Here is a 16231-nt window from a genome sequence, read left to right as displayed (position 1 = left end):
CATAGGGGTGAAACGATCAACTTTTTATAAGTTGATCGCTTCTCCACCAGTTACTCCGTAAATTTGAGCTGTGACATAACTTGCTTTATTCGATGCTAAGAAGACATAGACCGGTGCTAATTCTCCTGGTTGACCTGCACGTTCTAGTAAACTTTGCTGACCAAATTCAGGAATCGAATCAGAAGGCTGGCCTTCGTCTAGTTGTAGCGGTGTCCAGATTGGACCAGGTGCTACACCATTTACACGGATTCCCTTAGGTGCAAGTTGTTTTGCTAAGCCAATCGTAAAGTTAGCGATTGAAGCTTTTGTTGCTGCATAATCCAACAAATGTTCACTTGGATTGAAGGCTTGGACAGAAGTTGTTGTAACAATCGCTCCTCCTGCAGGGATATGAGGAACAGCTTCTTTCACTAAAGCAAACATAGCGATGATGTTGACCATGAATGTGTCTTTGATTTGTTCAAGTGGCAGTTCAGTAATGGACTGGCAAGAAATTTGCTGTCCTGCATTCAATACCATCGTATCTAGCCCACCAAGCTCACTTACTGCTTTTTCAATGATTTCTTTAGGTGCTTGTTCATCACGAAGATCAAATGGTAGTAAGACAATCTTACGTCCTGCATCTTTGACGTATTTAGCTACTTCTTCTGCATCTTTTTCTTCTCCTGGGAAGAATTGAAGAGCGATATCTGCACCTTCTCTAGCAAATGCAATCGCTGCTGCACGACCGATCCCTGAGTCTCCACCAGTGATGAGTACACGGCGGTTTTCCAGCTGATTATTACCCTCATAGGATTCTTCTCCGCAATCAGGAACAGGAATCATGTTCTGCTGTAAAGCTGGTGTATCCTGATCTTGCTTAGGAAATTTCTCCGTATGGTACAGATTTCGCGGATCGATTAATTTTGGTTCTGTCATTGCTGTATTCCTCCTAGTTTTTCTAAATTGTATTGCCAAAACAAATTTCTTTGTTTGATACCTGTTTTAAATAGTTTGTTTAATTCGTATAATCTTTTCGGTATAGATGGTAGCCTAAAACCGCCGCTGCTATCAAAGAGCCGAATACTACGAGAATAAATCCTAAAGCAGAGCTTTTACCCGGCAATCCTCCTGTATTCATTCCCCAAATCCCTGCAAACAACGCCGGAACGGAGATGATCAGTGCAGCTGAATCTAGGTACTTCATGATATGGTTTAGGTTATTATCCATCATCCCATTGAATAAATCACCAATACTCTCCAATAAGTCTCGATAGATCTCGATCATTTTTTCTGTTTGTCGCTGTCTCAAATGAACATCATAAAGCAACTGTTCATCGTCTAACCGTTTGATGAACGTTTCAGAATTCCATAATTGATCCATCGTTTCCCGCTGATCTCTTAAGGTATGATCGATATACACAATGTCTCTTTCAAGATCTGCCTGTTTATACAGTTCCTCATTCTCCGTCGTTTTACGAGCTGCTTTATCTAAAGCGTCAATTCTATGCTTCATTTCTCTTAGTTCTTTCACGTAATGGGTATAAATATCCAGTAATGTATACGTGACGATCTTTTCAAACGAGTTTAAATGATCTCCATGCTTTGTCAGTAGGCGATCCACGAACTCGGTTTTTCTATCGATACATGTAATCAAGAGATTATCGGAAAGTACAAAAGATATCGGTGTCAATTTTTTTTCGATACGATTATCTGACTGATCCAGATTGATCACAACCAAAGAAAATGGATGCGCTAGTTTAGTCTCATAAAGGCGTTCCATCCGAGAAACTTCTTCCGGATATTCCGTGCCTACGAAAATGTCATCTGGAAGCTCGAATTCTTTAATTGCCTGCTGGATCTCTTTTGGCTTTGTATTATCGAGAATAAGCCAGTTGTATTTGTTTTCATCTGTTTCTGTGACTTTCTTTTCATCATCCACAAAGTAGTATCTCAATGTATACCTCCTTTCTGGACTTTTCAAAAACGATTAGCTGAAGAAGCAGTTCTTTAATTTGATATTATAATCGAGTACTGCACTTTCATTTTCTAATGAGAAGCTGTCAAGCTGTTTGTTAAAGTCCATGTTCAGTCGTTTACCGAAATAACTTTGTTCTACTTTAGATGTATAGATTTCCAGTAAAGGATGCTCGATTTTTGTAGCATACTCTCCGAATTCCGAAACAAAAGGAATGATTTGGAAAAAGCTGCCTTTTGCAAAAGCACCTTTATCCCTTAAAAATGGATCGGAATCATTGATGAGAGCGAGTGCGATTTTTGTATTTTCCCCCACTTTTTCGATTAACGTCTCTACTGCATTTTTAGACAGTGTAATTTCCATTCCTACTCCCCCTGTTCAGTTGTAGTCTTGTATTATTTAACAACTACGTCTGTTTTTTGTTGAACTTTTGCATATTTTGGATATTTAGGGAATTTAGCCACACAACGGAACGCCGTCATCCCTGCATATTTTTCGTAATATTTCTTCGTTGGTCCTTCAAAATCCTTGCTCCAAGGTTTCACATGTCCTGAAAAATGGATAATGTAAGGATTGTTGCGTGTTTCTTCATATTCACGTTCACCTGCTGCTGTTGGATGTTTCTTTGCTTTAGCCATGATATAGCCTTGTGCATTCCAACGCGGATGAAGCGGAAGCCAACGATCATGTAAGATTGCATTTAATGCATCTTGGTCATGGAATCTTAATTTTTCTGGATTATGTTCGATGAAGTCTAATACTTTTTGCGTAATATTTTCATCTAACCATTTTTTTACATTGATCAGCATCAATCCTGAGTTGAAGTAACGCATTGATTTAGCTGGAATCTCCATTTTTTCTAATCGTTGATGGAACCCAGCGTCTTCAACAGCTGCTACGATTGAATCACCGAAGTCAAGACGCCATAATTTAGAGATATCTTGTAAAGCGATCATGTCGCAATCCATATATAAGATACGTTCGACTTCCGTGCCGCGGAACAATTCTGGAATCGCTATGCGGTAATAAGCTGTTTCTGGAATACGATCGCTGATTACTACATTTGTAAAGAATTCTTTATTGATTTTCAAAAATTCTACATCTGAATTCATTCGTGCATTTTTCACTGAGAAGCGTAAAAGCTGTTTGCTTTCAAAATCGATATCGTCGTCAATCACATAGAACCGAACAAACTTAGACGGGTTGCAATTATCTAATACTGAGACAAATAATGCAGCTAAATGCGGTACGAATTTTGTGTTACAACTTGCGACTACTGCTATTTCTTTTTTATTCATTGATCTCGCCTACTTTCGTTAGAGTACTGTGTGCTAATTTTTTTAAGTATAAATTGGTATACGGATGATCTTTCAATGTATTCCAAGGTTTATCATGTCCTGTAAAATGAACGATCGAAGGTTTTTCATTTCCTTCTTTATACAGACGTTCATATTTTTCATTTGGTGCTGGGTGTCGTTCAAAAATCAAAGAAGTCTGCATGTTCCATTTTGGATGAAGTGGTTCCCAGTCTTCATAAAGGACAGCATTCAAAGCATCTTGATCGTGATAGATGATTCGATCACCATTTTCACTTAAATAATGGATAGTTTTTTCTGTAATTTCTTTTTTATTCCATTGATCGATGTCAATCACCATCACCCCTGAATTGAAGTACAAGTCATCGGAATCTATTCCTAATCTTTCCAATGCTTTCACTTGTCCTGGATCGATAATAGCGCCGATCGTTTTTCCATTTAATGGTTCATCATATAGTTTTACGATATCGTCTAGCACTAACACATCTGAATCTAAGTAAAGGACTTTTTTATAATCCTCTTTAGCTAATAAGTTGGGTAAAGAAATTCTTAAGTAAGCGGTAGTTGTGATATGGTCGCTGACTAGGAAGTCTTCGTAGATATCTTTTTCCACTGTCAGGAATTGGATACTTGCATTACTTGAATATTTATTTACCGTTTCTTCCAATCCTTGTTTACTATATTCTGATAGACCATCGTCAATCACATAAAATTTTATGCGTCTTGTTTTATTGCAATTTTCTAATGCAGTGGCGATCATCACGCTCAAGTAAGGAGCATAATTTTCGTCTGAAGCAGTCACCACAGGAACTACGCCGTATCTCTTCTCCATCAAAATCACTCCTTTTTCTAATCTTTTTCTAACCTGTTCTACATCTAGAATATTCCTCATTTGGCATTAAAGCAAAATATATGCTTTGTTTTCATTGAATATTTTAAAATATTTTCATCACAAAACGCATTGGTAAGCGCTAACTATTCGTTTTTCATGGCTTTTTATTCAAAGGTATTGACCAAAAACTACTATATATAGCCACCTTTTTCTTAAGAATGTTTTTTGAAAAAATTCATAACGGCAAAGCAAGTTAGTTTCATTTTTTTGATTTCTCATTTAATCTTAAGGTAACAGGAAAATAGATATGTAAAAAGAAAGTAGGAAGATAAAATGAAACTAGCAGCGATTGATTTAGACGGTACCTTGCTTGATCGAAATGGAAAGATACCAGAAGAAAATATCCAAGCACTTCGGAAATTTGATGAAAATGGCGGAATCGTAACAGTAGCTACAGGAAGGAACAGCATTTCTGCTAAAGATATTTTTTCCGAATTAGGAATCGGCGGCTATTTGATTTCTTCCAATGGTTCGCTGATTGCTGAAATGAAGGAAGGAAAGATGGCAAAGGTTCTCAGACGTTCGAAAATAGATATCGATACTCTGAAAAGAGCCTTCTTCTATGCTCAAGAAGCAAAAATCTCAATTATTGCCAGCCGAGAAACCCAAGATGATCAGCTGACATTCGATGAATCAAATCTTGTCAAAGACGACCCCTATTATGAACATTTCAATCTGCAGAATCATTCTTTTGATCAAATTTTAAGTATGTTAGAAGATCCTTCTCTTAGCTATCTTAAATTAGCGTTAACAGATAAGAGTGAAGAAAAACTACAGAAGCTACAAAGAGATCTGCAAGCAGACGGCATCAATTCAGTATTCTCTGATCCGCATTTCTTAGAAATCACGCCTACAGGTATCACTAAAGCTCATTCACTTGTTTTTCTGGCGGATTACCTTGGAATCGAGTCGAGTGACATCATGGCTTTTGGCGATCAAGAAAACGACATTGCTATGTTGAATTATAGTGGGTTGAGTATTGCGATGGGGAATGCACAGCGGCAAGTAAAAGAAATTGCAAACCAAGTAACACTGACGAATGAGGAAGCTGGTGTTGCTTATATTTTAAAAAACTTCTATTGAAAATAAAAAAATGACGTCATGAACGTAGGAGGAAAGAAAATGTTAGTTATTATCGATATGCAAAATCATATTCTTGATCCAAACAGCGAATTCTATATTCCAGAATCAGACCAATTGGCGGAACGCATTGCTAAACGATTAGCTAAAGCACGCAAAAACAAGGAATATATTCTATTCACACGGGATATTCCAGTCGAACTGAAGGACAAAGAAGAAGAACGGGAAGATTTGCAATTGATCCCTCTTCTTTCTCCCCAAGGAAATGAACGAGTGATCAAAAAGTATTACTTTACGATCCCCCCTGAAACTTTAGCTGAAATCAAGGAGACTTTGTTTGAAAGCAAAGAAGAACAAAAAGAGATCGAAGTGGTTGGGATCGAAACAAACTTATGTGTGCTCTCTAATTTGATAGGCTTGCAGAGTGCGTTCCCTGAAGCTGATTTTTTTGTTGATCCAACGTTAGTTTCTAGTAGAAAACATGGAGAATCTGCGTTGGAACTTCTGAAAGATTTCAATGTTTCGATCATCGAACCTAAAGAATAGACAGTCACACATATGCTACAGTCTATTCTTTATATAAGTTCTATTATCATTTAGCAAGCAAACTAAAAAAGAAAAAGCACGAAGAACTGTTTTCAGTCTTACGTGCTTTTTCTACAAAAGTAGATTGGCTTTTTCATGACGCCTTGGTAAACGGTGTTCTCCTACCAACTCCTCGGTCACAGTCACAATATTCAACAAACATGAGAAGCTGTTTTTTGAAATTGCTCCTTGTGACTTAGAGTTAAACGGCAGGCTCACGACCTCTTTCTTAAATGGTGTTCAATCAGCTGACTCTCGGTATTAGCTTAACAAACGGCAAAATATGAGGAACTATTTTTCCGTTTGTTAAGCTAATACTCAGGTCAAAACGCTGATTTCACAACCTCTTCCTTAAACGGTGTTCAAAAGCTTGCATCTGCGGTAATAAGTCCAACCAAGTAAAAAACATAAGAAGCTGTTTTTACTTGGCTGTTCTTATTACTTGATGCAGGGCAGCTTTTTCACAACCACTTATGTACCTTGTAGGACTCGAACCTACGACCGGACGGTTATGAGCCGTCTGCTCTAACCAACTGAGCTAAAGGTACATCATCATGAGATATATTTTAGTTACTTTTTAACTATAGCACGAATTATAGACGCTCACAAGCTTCAAAATATAAATAATATGATATATTTATTCTAATTTACTTGACTTGAAACTTGACTGTTTTTTACTTGCTTATTTCAGAAGAAATGTTATTCTTTTAAGTATTCTCAATGCTAGGAGTGATTATTTTGCCATTTATTGCGATTTTATTCGATTTAGTTGCGGCAGCAGCTTACTTTCTCCAATACAATCATCAAAGTTCAGAAGTCCTGTTTGTTGGAATGATTTTCCAAGGTGTGATCACCCTTTTGCTTCTCATCATGATAATCAGCTATAAAGGAAAAAAATATGCACGTGTCCAGACAGAAGTATTTGTTAAATATGTTTCTATTCGTTACGGAATCATCATTCTTTCCTTTTTAGTGAACGCGATTGTCCTCTTTTTATATGTATTGAATTACTTAAATATCAATCCATTGATTTTTTCTAGATAGATAACTTGTATTTAGCGGAATAGTTCTCGCGTATGAGCAGAGAGCTGTTCCGCTTTTTCATCGGTCTATTCTTCTTTGATTTTCCTAGCATTTCATTTGTGATGTATGCAATAACATGTTATCTTTTATTAGAAGAATCGTTGAGGAGTCCGTTACATGATTACGTTGGTTAGAGTTTTGTTTTGGTTGCCTTCGGTCGTCCTGATCGCAATTATTTTTTATCTTATGCATTGGAACAAAGAACGGCTTTATTTAGCTGTTTTGACTCTTCCGGTTATTTATTTTATGTGGAAGGTTTTTAATTACAACTACTTTGAACCTGATAGTGTTTTTGTAAAAGAATTATCAGGGCTGGTTTTGTCTCTATTGATCGTCATTCTTTATTTGATACGTTTAAATAAAAAACATTGAGTGCTGTTGATTGCTTGTGTAGCTTTCTATGGCCGTTACAAAACTATTCTATTATGATGAAAGGTGATTAAATGAGTATCGAAGAAGCTATTTTACTGGATACTTTACGTTGTCGTCTGAATTTTTTAAGAACTGGCCGATCTTTATCTCAAGTAGCTGTTTCTAGCGCGTTAAGTATCCCTTTATTCAAATATCGCAAATACGAACAAGGTGAAGAAATTCCAAGTATCATTGAATTGATCTACATCGCCGACTTTTACGATATTTCCGTTGACTACCTGATTGGTCGCTCAGAAACAGCAAGCAAACTGAAATGATTTTTTCCAGCCATTGTGCTGGTTTTTTCATTTAATGTTTAAAGTGAACAAACTATGTACAAAAAGGAGATGTATCTATGCGTTTATGGCATGAAAAATTGATTTCAAAACTTCCTCGTCAGCAGCTTTTAGGACAACATCGAGAATGCTGTGCGTTGAGAGGAAATGGTTGGGGAAAGAAACACGCTACTGTAGATTATGTCTTCCACTATTCTCCTTATAAATTATTTCAATATCATCAACTTGTCATGGACGAAATGGAAAAGCGTGGCTACAGCCCAGCACCAGAATGGACAAATCCTATGTACCGTGGCAAATCATGCGAAGCATTTTTTGATTTGCCTGCTGTAGAACGTAGCGTTCCGATTTATCCGGAACATGATGAAGTGTATCTAGCAGAGTGTTTAGCAAATTTGGAGCAAAAAGGAATTTATCTTATCTAAAAAAGAGACTGGGACAGAAGCGTTTAACTCCAAGAGATAAGAGGAAATTCACGAAAATTGCTTTTCAAATTTTTGGGAATTTCAGCTTATTTCCGAAGGAGTTGCTTCTGCTTCCGCCGTTTACACATGTTTAGAGCGTGAGACAAAAGTTTTTCTTTACTTTTGTCCCACACTCTGATATAACATGAAAAACTCTTCTACTCTTCCCTCATCGAAAAAGTCTTAACCAACGTAGGGTAAGCTCGAATGGTGCAAGTTGATTCTCAGGTTACCTTCGTCATCACGTATAAATCCGAAAGTATATTCTACTTTTGTTTCATCACCCGTTTCCCCAGAAGTAAAGTAATATTCTCCTGAAGCGATTGCTGAATCCGTATCGATGATCGTTTCATGATTGTCGAAGCGGATGTCTGTCCAAGGCTCTAACGCAAAACCAGAATCTTCACTGATATCACCGCCAACGAAATAAGAAAGTGCTTCTTCTTTTGTTGCCCTGAATGGTAACTCTGCAGCTTTAGTTGGTTTAAAAAGCACAGCACCTTCGTCGTATGCATACAATGTCTCGATGACTTCTTCTGCTTTTTCTGTTGCTTCCTCCATACCTTCCTCGCTTGCTGCACCGATACTTATGATTGCTTCTGCCCAGCGTTCCCGTGCTTCGTCGACTTCGGCTTCTGTGATCGTCTCAACTTTTACCTCTTCTGTCGTGTCTTCAGTTATTTCTGTTGTTGATTCAGTTGCCGAATCGGTTGTAGAACAACCTGCCATTGCTAGTGTTAATGTTAATAGTAAAAATAGTTTTTTTATCATAAGATTATCCCCCCTGAAAACAGACTAAAATAATAACATTTCGTTTTTTTATTTTCAGATAAAGCTTAATAATTTCTAAATGTTCTTAAATTTTATTTAAAAACTCTTATAACTTTTATAATACATAACATAGTTATTTTTAAATAAAAAAATTAGTTCAACACACTTAAAATAAAAGGTATAATTTAAATAATTAAAATAAATTTAGTTATTTAAAAAACAAAAAACTCTTTAAAACCTTACTGCCATTAGGCTTTTTCGTTTTAATTCTCTTTAAATAATTATGAAAAAATAATAGTTGATCTGTTTTTTTATTTTTTTAATAATCGATACACAACTTTATGTAAAATACTTCTCCAAAATACCTATTGACAAACAAACATAGCTATGAAATGAAAAAATCAAAGGACGAAACAAAAAAGCACCAAGAAAAACATCCTTCCGCCTATTCAACGATCGATGAATTTCTTCGTACAAAAAAACCGTCTTTTCTTTCGAAAAGACGGTTAAAAGTCAATTTTTATTAAGCTTTAACAATGTTTGTTGCTTGAGGGCCACGTTGACCATCTTCAACATCGTAAGACACTGCTTGGCCTTCTTCTAAAGTTTTAAAGCCGTCGCCTTGGATAGCTGAGAAATGTGCAAATACATCATTTCCATCTTCACCAGTGATGAAGCCAAAACCTTTGTCTGCGTTGAACCATTTTACTGTACCGTTATTCATAAATAAATTCCTCCTGATACGTATCAATGTACGTTTTTTCGTTGCAATAAATATTTGATAGGCAAAAGGAGTTTTATCTATGTAGATATATCGCTCAAATTACGTTTCAAAATAGATTACTTATTTAATATATCATGCTTTTTCTAATAACACAAGAATAATGCAATGAAATATAAAATTTATTGTCTTCGAATCGATGAAAAAGTTGGATAACCGCGTTTGAGCCGCCTATTGTTCTCCATTTATTTGTTTTTATCTACTAGCATTTGTTTAAGTTGTCTGTTTGCTTCAGAGATTTGTCTCTTTTGATATAGTATTCCTTGTGAATCCATCATGAATCGTTCACTAATATTTTCTAGCATTCTCTCTATGCCTGGTATGGCTTCTTCTGGCGCTGCTCCTTGAACGATCCATAGTACTGGTAACTGGTGCAATGGCGCGTTTTCTGAATCAAGTCCGATTTGGAATAATTCTGTCCAACGGTCAATAAACGTTTTAAGCAGTCCACTAATATCCCACCAATAAATCGGTGTACCAATAACTACGTAGTTCGCCTTCGCCAATCTATCCATAACGGCATCAAAATCATCATTAGCTTTGACTTGACCTAATTGAGCAATATGAAAATCTACAAGATCGATCCTCTCATAATCTATTCCTTCTAGAACTTTCGCTCCCCACTTACTAGTCATACCTTCTTTTTTTGGACTTGCATTTATAAATATAGTTGTCATTGTGTTCCCTCCCCACTTTATTTTACAACATGATTGCTAAATTTTGACTTTAAACTTTCTTAACTATGAAAACCTTTCAATTGGTGATATACTTATAAATGGAATTTCGTTATCAACGCGTTCGTTGCCTTTCAGCAAGTATTTAAAGAAAGGAGAATGGCTATGACATTCTATAACAAAGATATACAATATCGAGTAACCTTGGATACAGATTTGAATCTCTTTGTCGTTTTTGACAAAGAAAATAGCAATCATGTAGCAACAGGTGTTACGATCGAACAAGCAGTGCAAGAATTAAAAAAATCTGCATAAGGAGTGGAAACCCTCATATGGACGATTCTCGTTCTTCTCTTTAAACGCATCTACTGGATGATAACAGTAGGTGCGTTTTGTGTTTTCAATAACTTCTTCTCATCTGACAACCCTCCATCTAATTGACGATTGTATTCGACTAACTCAATCAACTAAATCTTTTCTAAGAAAAGGAAGAATCCTACTATAACAGAAAAAGTAAAAAATCCATTAAAACCTAAAAAGCCATTACCAAATATTTGGTAGTGGCTTTTCGGGTTCTGTAAGGGTGGTACAGAACATCAATAGTCGGTGGGTTAGAACGTATGTTATCACATCTTTGGAGAAGGTTGTATTGGTATTATTCGAGTGACTTATTAGGTGCGATAACAAGGATAGTATACAGCAAGGAAAAATTTATTTTTTCTTTTTTTTATTAGTTTTGTTTCTTATTTTCTAAAAAATAAAAATAAATCTTTGATGAATCAAGCATTCTCTGGACAAAACTGGCTTTCGAATACATATTAGGTTATCGTTTGTAATTTTATTTCAGAGTTGTTATGATTGTTATGTAAAATAAAAAAGTTTAGGATACATCGAATTTTTGGGGAAATTCTTTTGGGGGGTATCCTAAACCTTTTCTATTATTTTCTCATATTTTCCATTATTGGTCTAGACATATACTAATGAACTTTCTATCTATATGATGGATGAATCCTTTTTCATTTATCATGAGATATCTTTGTTCCAAACTTACTTATGATAGATGGATGGTATTTTTTGTTCACGTTCTAACAAACTTGACACATTTATGAATTCTTAATCTATCTATCCTATAATTATAAAAAAAGGAGGTGCTGCGTATGAAAGCTATTCATATTTCTTTGCTTTTTTTCGCTAGTGCATTGATTTTATTTGCTATTCATCTTTGTTCCCAGCCTTATATCAATAACAACGGAATATTAGTAGAACCAGCATTCTTTTGCTTACCGCTCGGACTTTTATCCCTTCTTGCCTCCGCTGGCTTCGGATTTGTTGCCTTTTTTAAACGATCGAAACAACAAATCTGACTTAGAAAATTTACGTAAAAGAGACCGTGGAAAACATCGTATCACCTTTCCTTATTCCGAATAAATATTTTCCATAACAACCTTTTGACAATAGGCTGGACGTCTCTTTCGCGAGAACTGATATACGGTACCTACAAGCTCTTCAGTCACCAGTCCCACTATTCATCAAACATGAGAAGCTGCTTAGTTCCTTCTGACTCGGAACTAAGCAGCTTCTTCATATCCTCTTTTACATCATGAGCGTTTATTCCTTGAAAAATGCTACTAATTTTTGGTATGTTTCTTGCGCTTGTTTATTACTAAAATCAAACTGATATTCATGGTTCAAGACAACATTTTTCTCCGTATAGTCTACTTTTGTGACTTCCACTCCTGCTTTTTCAAATATAGAAGCTGCTTGTTCCATTTGTTTCGTAAACGTATTTGTGTTTCCGTCCGTCAAGAATATTTTTTGCGTCCAATGGTCTGTATGTCTAGCTAATGCTAAATGTTTGACCTCTTCTAAACGTTCAAAGTTCTTATTATCAAAATAAGCCCATCCACATTTTGCATAAAGAAAGCTAGAAATCTTATCACTTACTTGGGTAAATGCAGAAGGGTCTAGTAGTCCAGACAAAGAAACAAATTTTGTGATCTGCTTGTTCTCCAAAGTTGGATCAAGTTGGTCGGCTTTTTTGATTTCTTCGTTTTGAAGTGCTAACAAATACTCTCCGCTAATTTGTGCACCTGCTGAATCGCCACCAATCGAAATATTCGACCAATCCGCTTGCTCTTTTATCTCTTTTTTGGCTGCTTGAATGGCTTCATTCAATTGGATAACTGGTGTAGGATGCTTTGCTTCAGGCGATCGTTCATAATCGATATTTACGACGATTTGCTGCGTGTCTGAACATAGATATTCCAAATAATCACGACAATCGTTTTTATCCCCTCCTACATATGCGCCTCCGTGCATCCAGAAAAGGATTGGCAACTTTTTCTTCTCCGTTATCGGTGTGTAGATATCCATATGATTATTTTTGTACTTTGAAGGATAAGATATTTCTTTATTTCTATCGATTTGTTTGATTTTTTGCTGGAAATCGTCTGGTCTGGCATATACTTGTTCTTTTTCACTTGTGTCAAATTGTTTTCTAACAAGCAAACTAATCGGCTTTGGTGTGATTTGATTAATCAAAAATACAGTGACTAAAATAACTACGATGATAACTGGCACTGCAATCACTATTCGCTTGAACCATTTCATTCATTTACCCTCTCTTTCTTCGCCAAATCCATGTGATAATCGTGCTAGCGGACAAAAATCCACCTGAATAAATGAGAAGCGAATGTTTCTTTTCTCCAGTTTTCGGCAACATTCTTTTTTTTGTATCTGTCTTTTTTTGTACTTTCACTGTCATCTGAATCGGTTGCGTATCATCATTTGATTGATCATCTCGAGGTTCATTCTTTCCCTTATTGTCTGCATTCTCTGTCGGATCTTGTTTTTTTGGTGGAGCTACTGGGATTTTTTTGTAATGGTAAATAATAGTTGGTATCGTCTCGTTAAAAACACCTTCAGTCGGTCCTTCAACATTTGCTAATTCGTATCCTTCGAATGTCTTTTGCTCTGTCACATAATTCTCTCCATAAGCTCCGTAAAGCTGGATTTCGTCCTGGTCTTTGAGTAGACTTTTATTGTTTTCATCCACATATTTCACGTTTATCTGATCATGGAACACTACTTTCAAAAAGTCCGTTACATGTTTCGTGTAGGCAGCATGGTCAACTTCCTGTGCCTTTCCATGCCCTGCTCCTTCTACCAATAAAAGGTCTTTATATCCTCCAGCTAACTCATATAGTTTTTGCGCGTTAGACACAGGTACTACATCGTCTGCCGTTCCATGGATGATCAATTTAGGCAATGAACCAGACATCCCAATCGTAGGTAGAGCGGCTGTTGGATCCAAATGCATCTCCTGATCAAAATAATATTGTTTCAAAAGCCCCATAAACAAATCTTCATGCTCTTGATCCCCAATGATGTCTAACTGATTTTTTATGGCAGGCGGTAATGCAGGGACTACTGTCTGGCTATACGTAAAACGTAGTTGTTCATCGATTGATGCAAATCCGCAATTTTCAATAATTCCTTTGACATTGACTGGGATATCTTTTGCTAATACAGACATCATCGTAGCTGCTCCCATGGAACCACCATACAGCAGGATCTTTTGAGATGGACGTTCTCGCACTTCTTGATTGATCCAGTAAAGGACATCATCTGATTCATATTGTCCATAGGTTACATAATCGCCTCCACTGTTACCAGTTGCTCTGGAATCAACAAATAATAAATTATACCCTGCCTTATAAAAATCATTGTATTCTTCTGTAACGATCCCATTATTCCAATTCCCTCTAAATCCGCCATGGATCATGACTGTTTTATCTGAACCCTGGTCGACATAGTAAGCATACACATCCATCATTTTGCCGTCTTGTTTGTTTAGTACAGTTTGATGAAGTTGTTTTGTGTTTGGATAGAAGCCTGTGTTTGCTGTAGGCGTCGTACCATCATCTGTACCTCCAAGCATTGACATCAACACACTATTTTTAGAAAAAGCGATATCATACAATAGATAAGTAGCAATCAGATGTTTGATAATCTCTTTATCTACACCATAATCCTTACCAAAAAGCTCACTTAATACTAAACCTATTAGTCGTGCGTTAATTTCTTCTACTGGTCCATTAAGTATTTCTGTCATCTGTTTACCGAAGTAATTCAGATATTCTTTACCATTGAAGTTTTCGCCTTTACCGATATCATCATTTTCTGTCCCATTCTCTTTGTCACTTACTTTAGCAGAAGGGGATTTGTCGTTTGGCGGTTTTGTAGCTGCTGCTTCATCTGTTTGTTGGTTATCTGTGGTAGCGGTCGTTTCTTGATCTGAGCTAGTAACAGATGTCTCAGCCGTTGTTTCAGTACTTGTTTCTGTTTGTGAAGTACTCGATTTCGTTTCGTTTCTAGCATCAGTTGTTTCCGTGGTTTCGACCTCCCTAGATCCCGATTCGGAAAAGATACTCTCTCCATATACTGACCATTGCGGGACATTTGTACTTACAGCAAATAAGACGACCAACGCTCCCTTTAACACTTGTTTTGTTCTCAATCGATTCACTCCTTTTTATGATTCTAGGAGAATTATATGTAAACGCAAACATTTTTTATACAAAAAACAAACGGTTTATCCCATAAAAATAGAACAGGATTATTTTCTCAATTTACGTAACAAAGCAGAATGGATAAACCAGTATCCATTCTGCTTTTCTTTAAATGATGAAATAACTTATTGCTCCAAAAATGTCAGAAATCGTTTATCCCAAATATTCTCGTAAAAAGCGATTGTTTCCTTTGCTTTCATAAAAGGATAATCATAAGTCGTCGCTGCTCCTCTGCACATCATAAGCTGGTAACCTAATCCATGAGCAGACTTCACAGTCGTATCTATACAATACTCTGTTTGGGCCCCACATAATTCGATTGAATGACAGTCCAATTCAGTTAATAACATACTCAAATTAGTCTTATAAAATGAATTCGCATGGGTTTTTCTCACAAAATAACTGTGTTCAGGAATAGATAATTCCGACAATAGCTCCCATGGTTTTGTTTGTGGCACTAATTGAGCATCTTCGTGTTGAACGAAAATAACTGATTTCCCAATCGTTTCGTATATTTTGATTCTTTTATTCACTAATGCTGTCACTGTTTCTAATTCGTGTAACGGCGAAGAATCAAAACATACCCCTTTTTGTCAATCGATCACTACTAATGCGTCGGCTGTGTTTGACATACGTATGCCTTCTTTCTTTTTTCTAGTTCTTTCTTCTAATGATGTTTCGTCTACTACTATTTTCCATTTTATGGTTAGAAATCAAAAAAATATATTCCATTTTCTGATTTTTTTATTGGGGTTCCTTTGATAGCGTTTCTTATCTATTTCGTTCCTTTATACGTGACAACATTTTCTTATTTTACACCTATAAATGGCACTTTTCGACTATTTCTTCATGCTATTATTTCATAAATATTTAGCTATTGGAGGAATGTATCATGATTAAATTATATACAGGTTCTGGTTGCTCGTCTTCTAGACGCGCAAAACGTTGGCTTATCGCACATGATATACCGTTTATCGAACAGAACTTAATTCGTCAACCACTAACCAAAAATGAATTTATCCACTTACTAAAATTGACAAACCACGGCGTGACCGAAATGCTCTCTACTCATTCTATTAGTTATAAAAATCTTGTTCACAGAATAGATGATCTCAGTTTGAGTGAACTATATATTGAGATTCGTACATCCCCTTCTTTATTGAAAAAACCGATTATCTACGACCAACCTGCAAAACTTTTGACTGGATTTAGCGAAGATAAAATCAGGATGTTCCTTCCTAAGACTAAAAGAAAGCAAGAGCTCAACGAACTCTTGCTTTCTGGTCATCTTGTTGATTTTAAAGAAAACAATCTTTTGGCGATGTCTTGATCTTGGTATAAGAAATCTGC

Annotated in this window: 19 protein-coding genes, 1 tRNA gene and 1 pseudogene; 9 read left to right on the top strand and 12 right to left on the bottom strand. The window is 36.2% G+C overall.

Features of this window, described 5'->3' with window-relative positions; genetic code table 11:
* Window positions 1-24 precede the first annotated feature (24 nt).
* The 5 genes from RWU19_RS06880 to RWU19_RS06860 form a co-directional block, all read right to left on the bottom strand.
* Complete coding sequence (locus tag RWU19_RS06880) at window positions 25-918, bottom strand: SDR family oxidoreductase (RefSeq protein ID WP_002291266.1); 894 nt, start codon at window positions 916-918, stop codon at window positions 25-27.
* Between the two features lie 79 nt (window positions 919-997).
* Window positions 998-1921, bottom strand: coding sequence for a magnesium transporter CorA family protein (locus tag RWU19_RS06875; protein ID WP_174124057.1), 924 nt, complete (start codon window positions 1919-1921; stop codon window positions 998-1000).
* A 48-nt stretch (window positions 1922-1969) separates the two neighbouring features.
* On the bottom strand, window positions 1970-2320 hold the full coding sequence (locus RWU19_RS06870) for an iron-sulfur cluster biosynthesis family protein (protein ID WP_002291264.1): 351 nt from the start codon (window positions 2318-2320) through the stop codon (window positions 1970-1972).
* Between the two features lie 32 nt (window positions 2321-2352).
* Window positions 2353-3255, bottom strand: a complete 903-nt coding sequence (locus RWU19_RS06865; RefSeq protein ID WP_002291262.1) for a glycosyltransferase family 8 protein — start codon at window positions 3253-3255, stop codon at window positions 2353-2355.
* Complete coding sequence (locus RWU19_RS06860) at window positions 3248-4105, bottom strand: glycosyltransferase family 8 protein (protein ID WP_002291260.1); 858 nt, start codon at window positions 4103-4105, stop codon at window positions 3248-3250. The genes RWU19_RS06865 and RWU19_RS06860 overlap by 8 nt, the downstream gene beginning before the upstream one ends.
* 333 nt (window positions 4106-4438) lie before the next feature.
* On the opposite strand from RWU19_RS06860, the gene RWU19_RS06855 reads away from it, so the two are divergent.
* Complete coding sequence (locus tag RWU19_RS06855) at window positions 4439-5248, top strand: Cof-type HAD-IIB family hydrolase (protein WP_123838230.1); 810 nt, start codon at window positions 4439-4441, stop codon at window positions 5246-5248.
* A 39-nt stretch (window positions 5249-5287) separates the two neighbouring features.
* Window positions 5288-5791: an isochorismatase family cysteine hydrolase gene (locus RWU19_RS06850; RefSeq protein WP_123838231.1), complete on the top strand. Its 504-nt coding sequence runs from the start codon at window positions 5288-5290 to the stop codon at window positions 5789-5791.
* Window positions 5792-6304: 513 nt separating this feature from the next.
* On the opposite strand, the gene RWU19_RS06845 is transcribed toward RWU19_RS06850, so the two are convergent.
* Window positions 6305-6378: transfer RNA gene (locus RWU19_RS06845), tRNA-Ile, on the bottom strand.
* 172 nt (window positions 6379-6550) lie between these two features.
* Between RWU19_RS06845 and RWU19_RS06840 the strand changes: the two genes are divergently transcribed.
* The 4 genes from RWU19_RS06840 to RWU19_RS06825 all read left to right on the top strand — a co-directional run bounded on the left by RWU19_RS06840 (window position 6551) and on the right by RWU19_RS06825 (window position 8045).
* On the top strand, window positions 6551-6874 hold the full coding sequence (locus tag RWU19_RS06840; RefSeq protein ID WP_033627383.1) for a hypothetical protein: 324 nt from the start codon (window positions 6551-6553) through the stop codon (window positions 6872-6874).
* A gap of 156 nt (window positions 6875-7030) precedes the next feature.
* Window positions 7031-7285 (top strand): hypothetical protein, encoded by a 255-nt coding sequence (locus tag RWU19_RS06835; protein ID WP_002340677.1) that lies wholly within the window; start codon window positions 7031-7033, stop codon window positions 7283-7285.
* Between the two features lie 71 nt (window positions 7286-7356).
* Entirely contained in the window at window positions 7357-7602 is a 246-nt protein-coding gene (locus tag RWU19_RS06830; protein ID WP_002306609.1) for a helix-turn-helix domain-containing protein, read from the top strand.
* A 77-nt stretch (window positions 7603-7679) separates the two neighbouring features.
* Window positions 7680-8045, top strand: coding sequence for a TIGR02328 family protein (locus RWU19_RS06825; RefSeq protein WP_123838232.1), 366 nt, complete (start codon window positions 7680-7682; stop codon window positions 8043-8045).
* Between the two features lie 222 nt (window positions 8046-8267).
* Here the strand turns inward: RWU19_RS06825 and RWU19_RS06820 are convergent, their stop codons facing one another.
* From RWU19_RS06820 to RWU19_RS06810, 3 genes are all read right to left on the bottom strand, one after another.
* Window positions 8268-8855 carry a hypothetical protein gene (locus RWU19_RS06820; RefSeq protein WP_316002783.1) on the bottom strand — a complete coding sequence of 196 codons (588 nt, stop codon included), beginning with the start codon at window positions 8853-8855 and terminating at the stop codon, window positions 8268-8270.
* A 523-nt stretch (window positions 8856-9378) separates the two neighbouring features.
* Entirely contained in the window at window positions 9379-9579 is a 201-nt protein-coding gene (locus RWU19_RS06815; protein WP_002293303.1) for a cold-shock protein, read from the bottom strand.
* Window positions 9580-9821: 242 nt separating this feature from the next.
* Window positions 9822-10313, bottom strand: coding sequence for a flavodoxin family protein (locus RWU19_RS06810; protein WP_123838233.1), 492 nt, complete (start codon window positions 10311-10313; stop codon window positions 9822-9824).
* A gap of 162 nt (window positions 10314-10475) precedes the next feature.
* On the opposite strand from RWU19_RS06810, the gene RWU19_RS06805 reads away from it, so the two are divergent.
* Both RWU19_RS06805 and RWU19_RS06800 read left to right on the top strand, forming a co-directional pair.
* On the top strand, window positions 10476-10625 hold the full coding sequence (locus RWU19_RS06805; protein ID WP_002293298.1) for a hypothetical protein: 150 nt from the start codon (window positions 10476-10478) through the stop codon (window positions 10623-10625).
* A gap of 842 nt (window positions 10626-11467) precedes the next feature.
* Entirely contained in the window at window positions 11468-11674 is a 207-nt protein-coding gene (locus tag RWU19_RS06800) for a DUF3955 domain-containing protein (RefSeq protein WP_024635266.1), read from the top strand.
* 244 nt (window positions 11675-11918) lie between these two features.
* On the opposite strand, the gene RWU19_RS06795 is transcribed toward RWU19_RS06800, so the two are convergent.
* The 3 genes and pseudogenes from RWU19_RS06795 to RWU19_RS06785 form a co-directional block, all read right to left on the bottom strand.
* Window positions 11919-12920: an alpha/beta hydrolase gene (locus RWU19_RS06795; RefSeq protein WP_123838234.1), complete on the bottom strand. Its 1002-nt coding sequence runs from the start codon at window positions 12918-12920 to the stop codon at window positions 11919-11921.
* Between the two features lie 4 nt (window positions 12921-12924).
* Complete coding sequence (locus tag RWU19_RS06790; RefSeq protein WP_123838235.1) at window positions 12925-14838, bottom strand: alpha/beta fold hydrolase; 1914 nt, start codon at window positions 14836-14838, stop codon at window positions 12925-12927.
* A 168-nt stretch (window positions 14839-15006) separates the two neighbouring features.
* Window positions 15007-15513: pseudogene (locus RWU19_RS06785) on the bottom strand (cysteine hydrolase family protein).
* Between the two features lie 257 nt (window positions 15514-15770).
* Between RWU19_RS06785 and RWU19_RS06780 the strand changes: the two are divergent.
* Entirely contained in the window at window positions 15771-16211 is a 441-nt protein-coding gene (locus RWU19_RS06780; protein WP_123838242.1) for a Spx/MgsR family RNA polymerase-binding regulatory protein, read from the top strand.
* Window positions 16212-16231 lie beyond the last annotated feature (20 nt).

The sequence above is a fragment of the Enterococcus sp. 2STP genome, from assembly GCF_032465635.1.
Taxonomy (GTDB): Bacteria; Bacillota; Bacilli; order Lactobacillales; family Enterococcaceae; genus Enterococcus_B; species Enterococcus_B lactis.
Note: the sequence above shows the minus strand (reverse complement) of the source record. Positions and strands in the feature narration are given on the sequence as shown.

Bases quoted from the DNA above. Each gene is read 5' to 3' on its own strand.
- RWU19_RS06810 (WP_123838233.1), bottom strand. From the start codon at position 10,313: ATGACAACTATATTTATAAATGCAAGTCCAAAAAAAGAAGGTATGACT.
- RWU19_RS06855 (WP_123838230.1), top strand. From the start codon at position 4,439: ATGAAACTAGCAGCGATTGATTTAGACGGTACCTTGCTTGATCGAAAT.
- RWU19_RS06830 (WP_002306609.1), top strand. From the start codon at position 7,357: ATGAGTATCGAAGAAGCTATTTTACTGGATACTTTACGTTGTCGTCTG.
- RWU19_RS06840 (WP_033627383.1), top strand. From the start codon at position 6,551: ATGCTAGGAGTGATTATTTTGCCATTTATTGCGATTTTATTCGATTTA.
- RWU19_RS06850 (WP_123838231.1), top strand. From the start codon at position 5,288: ATGTTAGTTATTATCGATATGCAAAATCATATTCTTGATCCAAACAGC.
- RWU19_RS06815 (WP_002293303.1), bottom strand. From the start codon at position 9,579: ATGAATAACGGTACAGTAAAATGGTTCAACGCAGACAAAGGTTTTGGC.
- RWU19_RS06865 (WP_002291262.1), bottom strand. From the start codon at position 3,255: ATGAATAAAAAAGAAATAGCAGTAGTCGCAAGTTGTAACACAAAATTC.
- RWU19_RS06795 (WP_123838234.1), bottom strand. From the start codon at position 12,920: ATGAAATGGTTCAAGCGAATAGTGATTGCAGTGCCAGTTATCATCGTA.
- RWU19_RS06835 (WP_002340677.1), top strand. From the start codon at position 7,031: ATGATTACGTTGGTTAGAGTTTTGTTTTGGTTGCCTTCGGTCGTCCTG.
- RWU19_RS06880 (WP_002291266.1), bottom strand. From the start codon at position 918: ATGACAGAACCAAAATTAATCGATCCGCGAAATCTGTACCATACGGAG.
- RWU19_RS06805 (WP_002293298.1), top strand. From the start codon at position 10,476: ATGACATTCTATAACAAAGATATACAATATCGAGTAACCTTGGATACA.
- RWU19_RS06825 (WP_123838232.1), top strand. From the start codon at position 7,680: ATGCGTTTATGGCATGAAAAATTGATTTCAAAACTTCCTCGTCAGCAG.
- RWU19_RS06870 (WP_002291264.1), bottom strand. From the start codon at position 2,320: ATGGAAATTACACTGTCTAAAAATGCAGTAGAGACGTTAATCGAAAAA.
- RWU19_RS06820 (WP_316002783.1), bottom strand. From the start codon at position 8,855: ATGATAAAAAAACTATTTTTACTATTAACATTAACACTAGCAATGGCA.
- RWU19_RS06860 (WP_002291260.1), bottom strand. From the start codon at position 4,105: ATGGAGAAGAGATACGGCGTAGTTCCTGTGGTGACTGCTTCAGACGAA.
- RWU19_RS06800 (WP_024635266.1), top strand. From the start codon at position 11,468: ATGAAAGCTATTCATATTTCTTTGCTTTTTTTCGCTAGTGCATTGATT.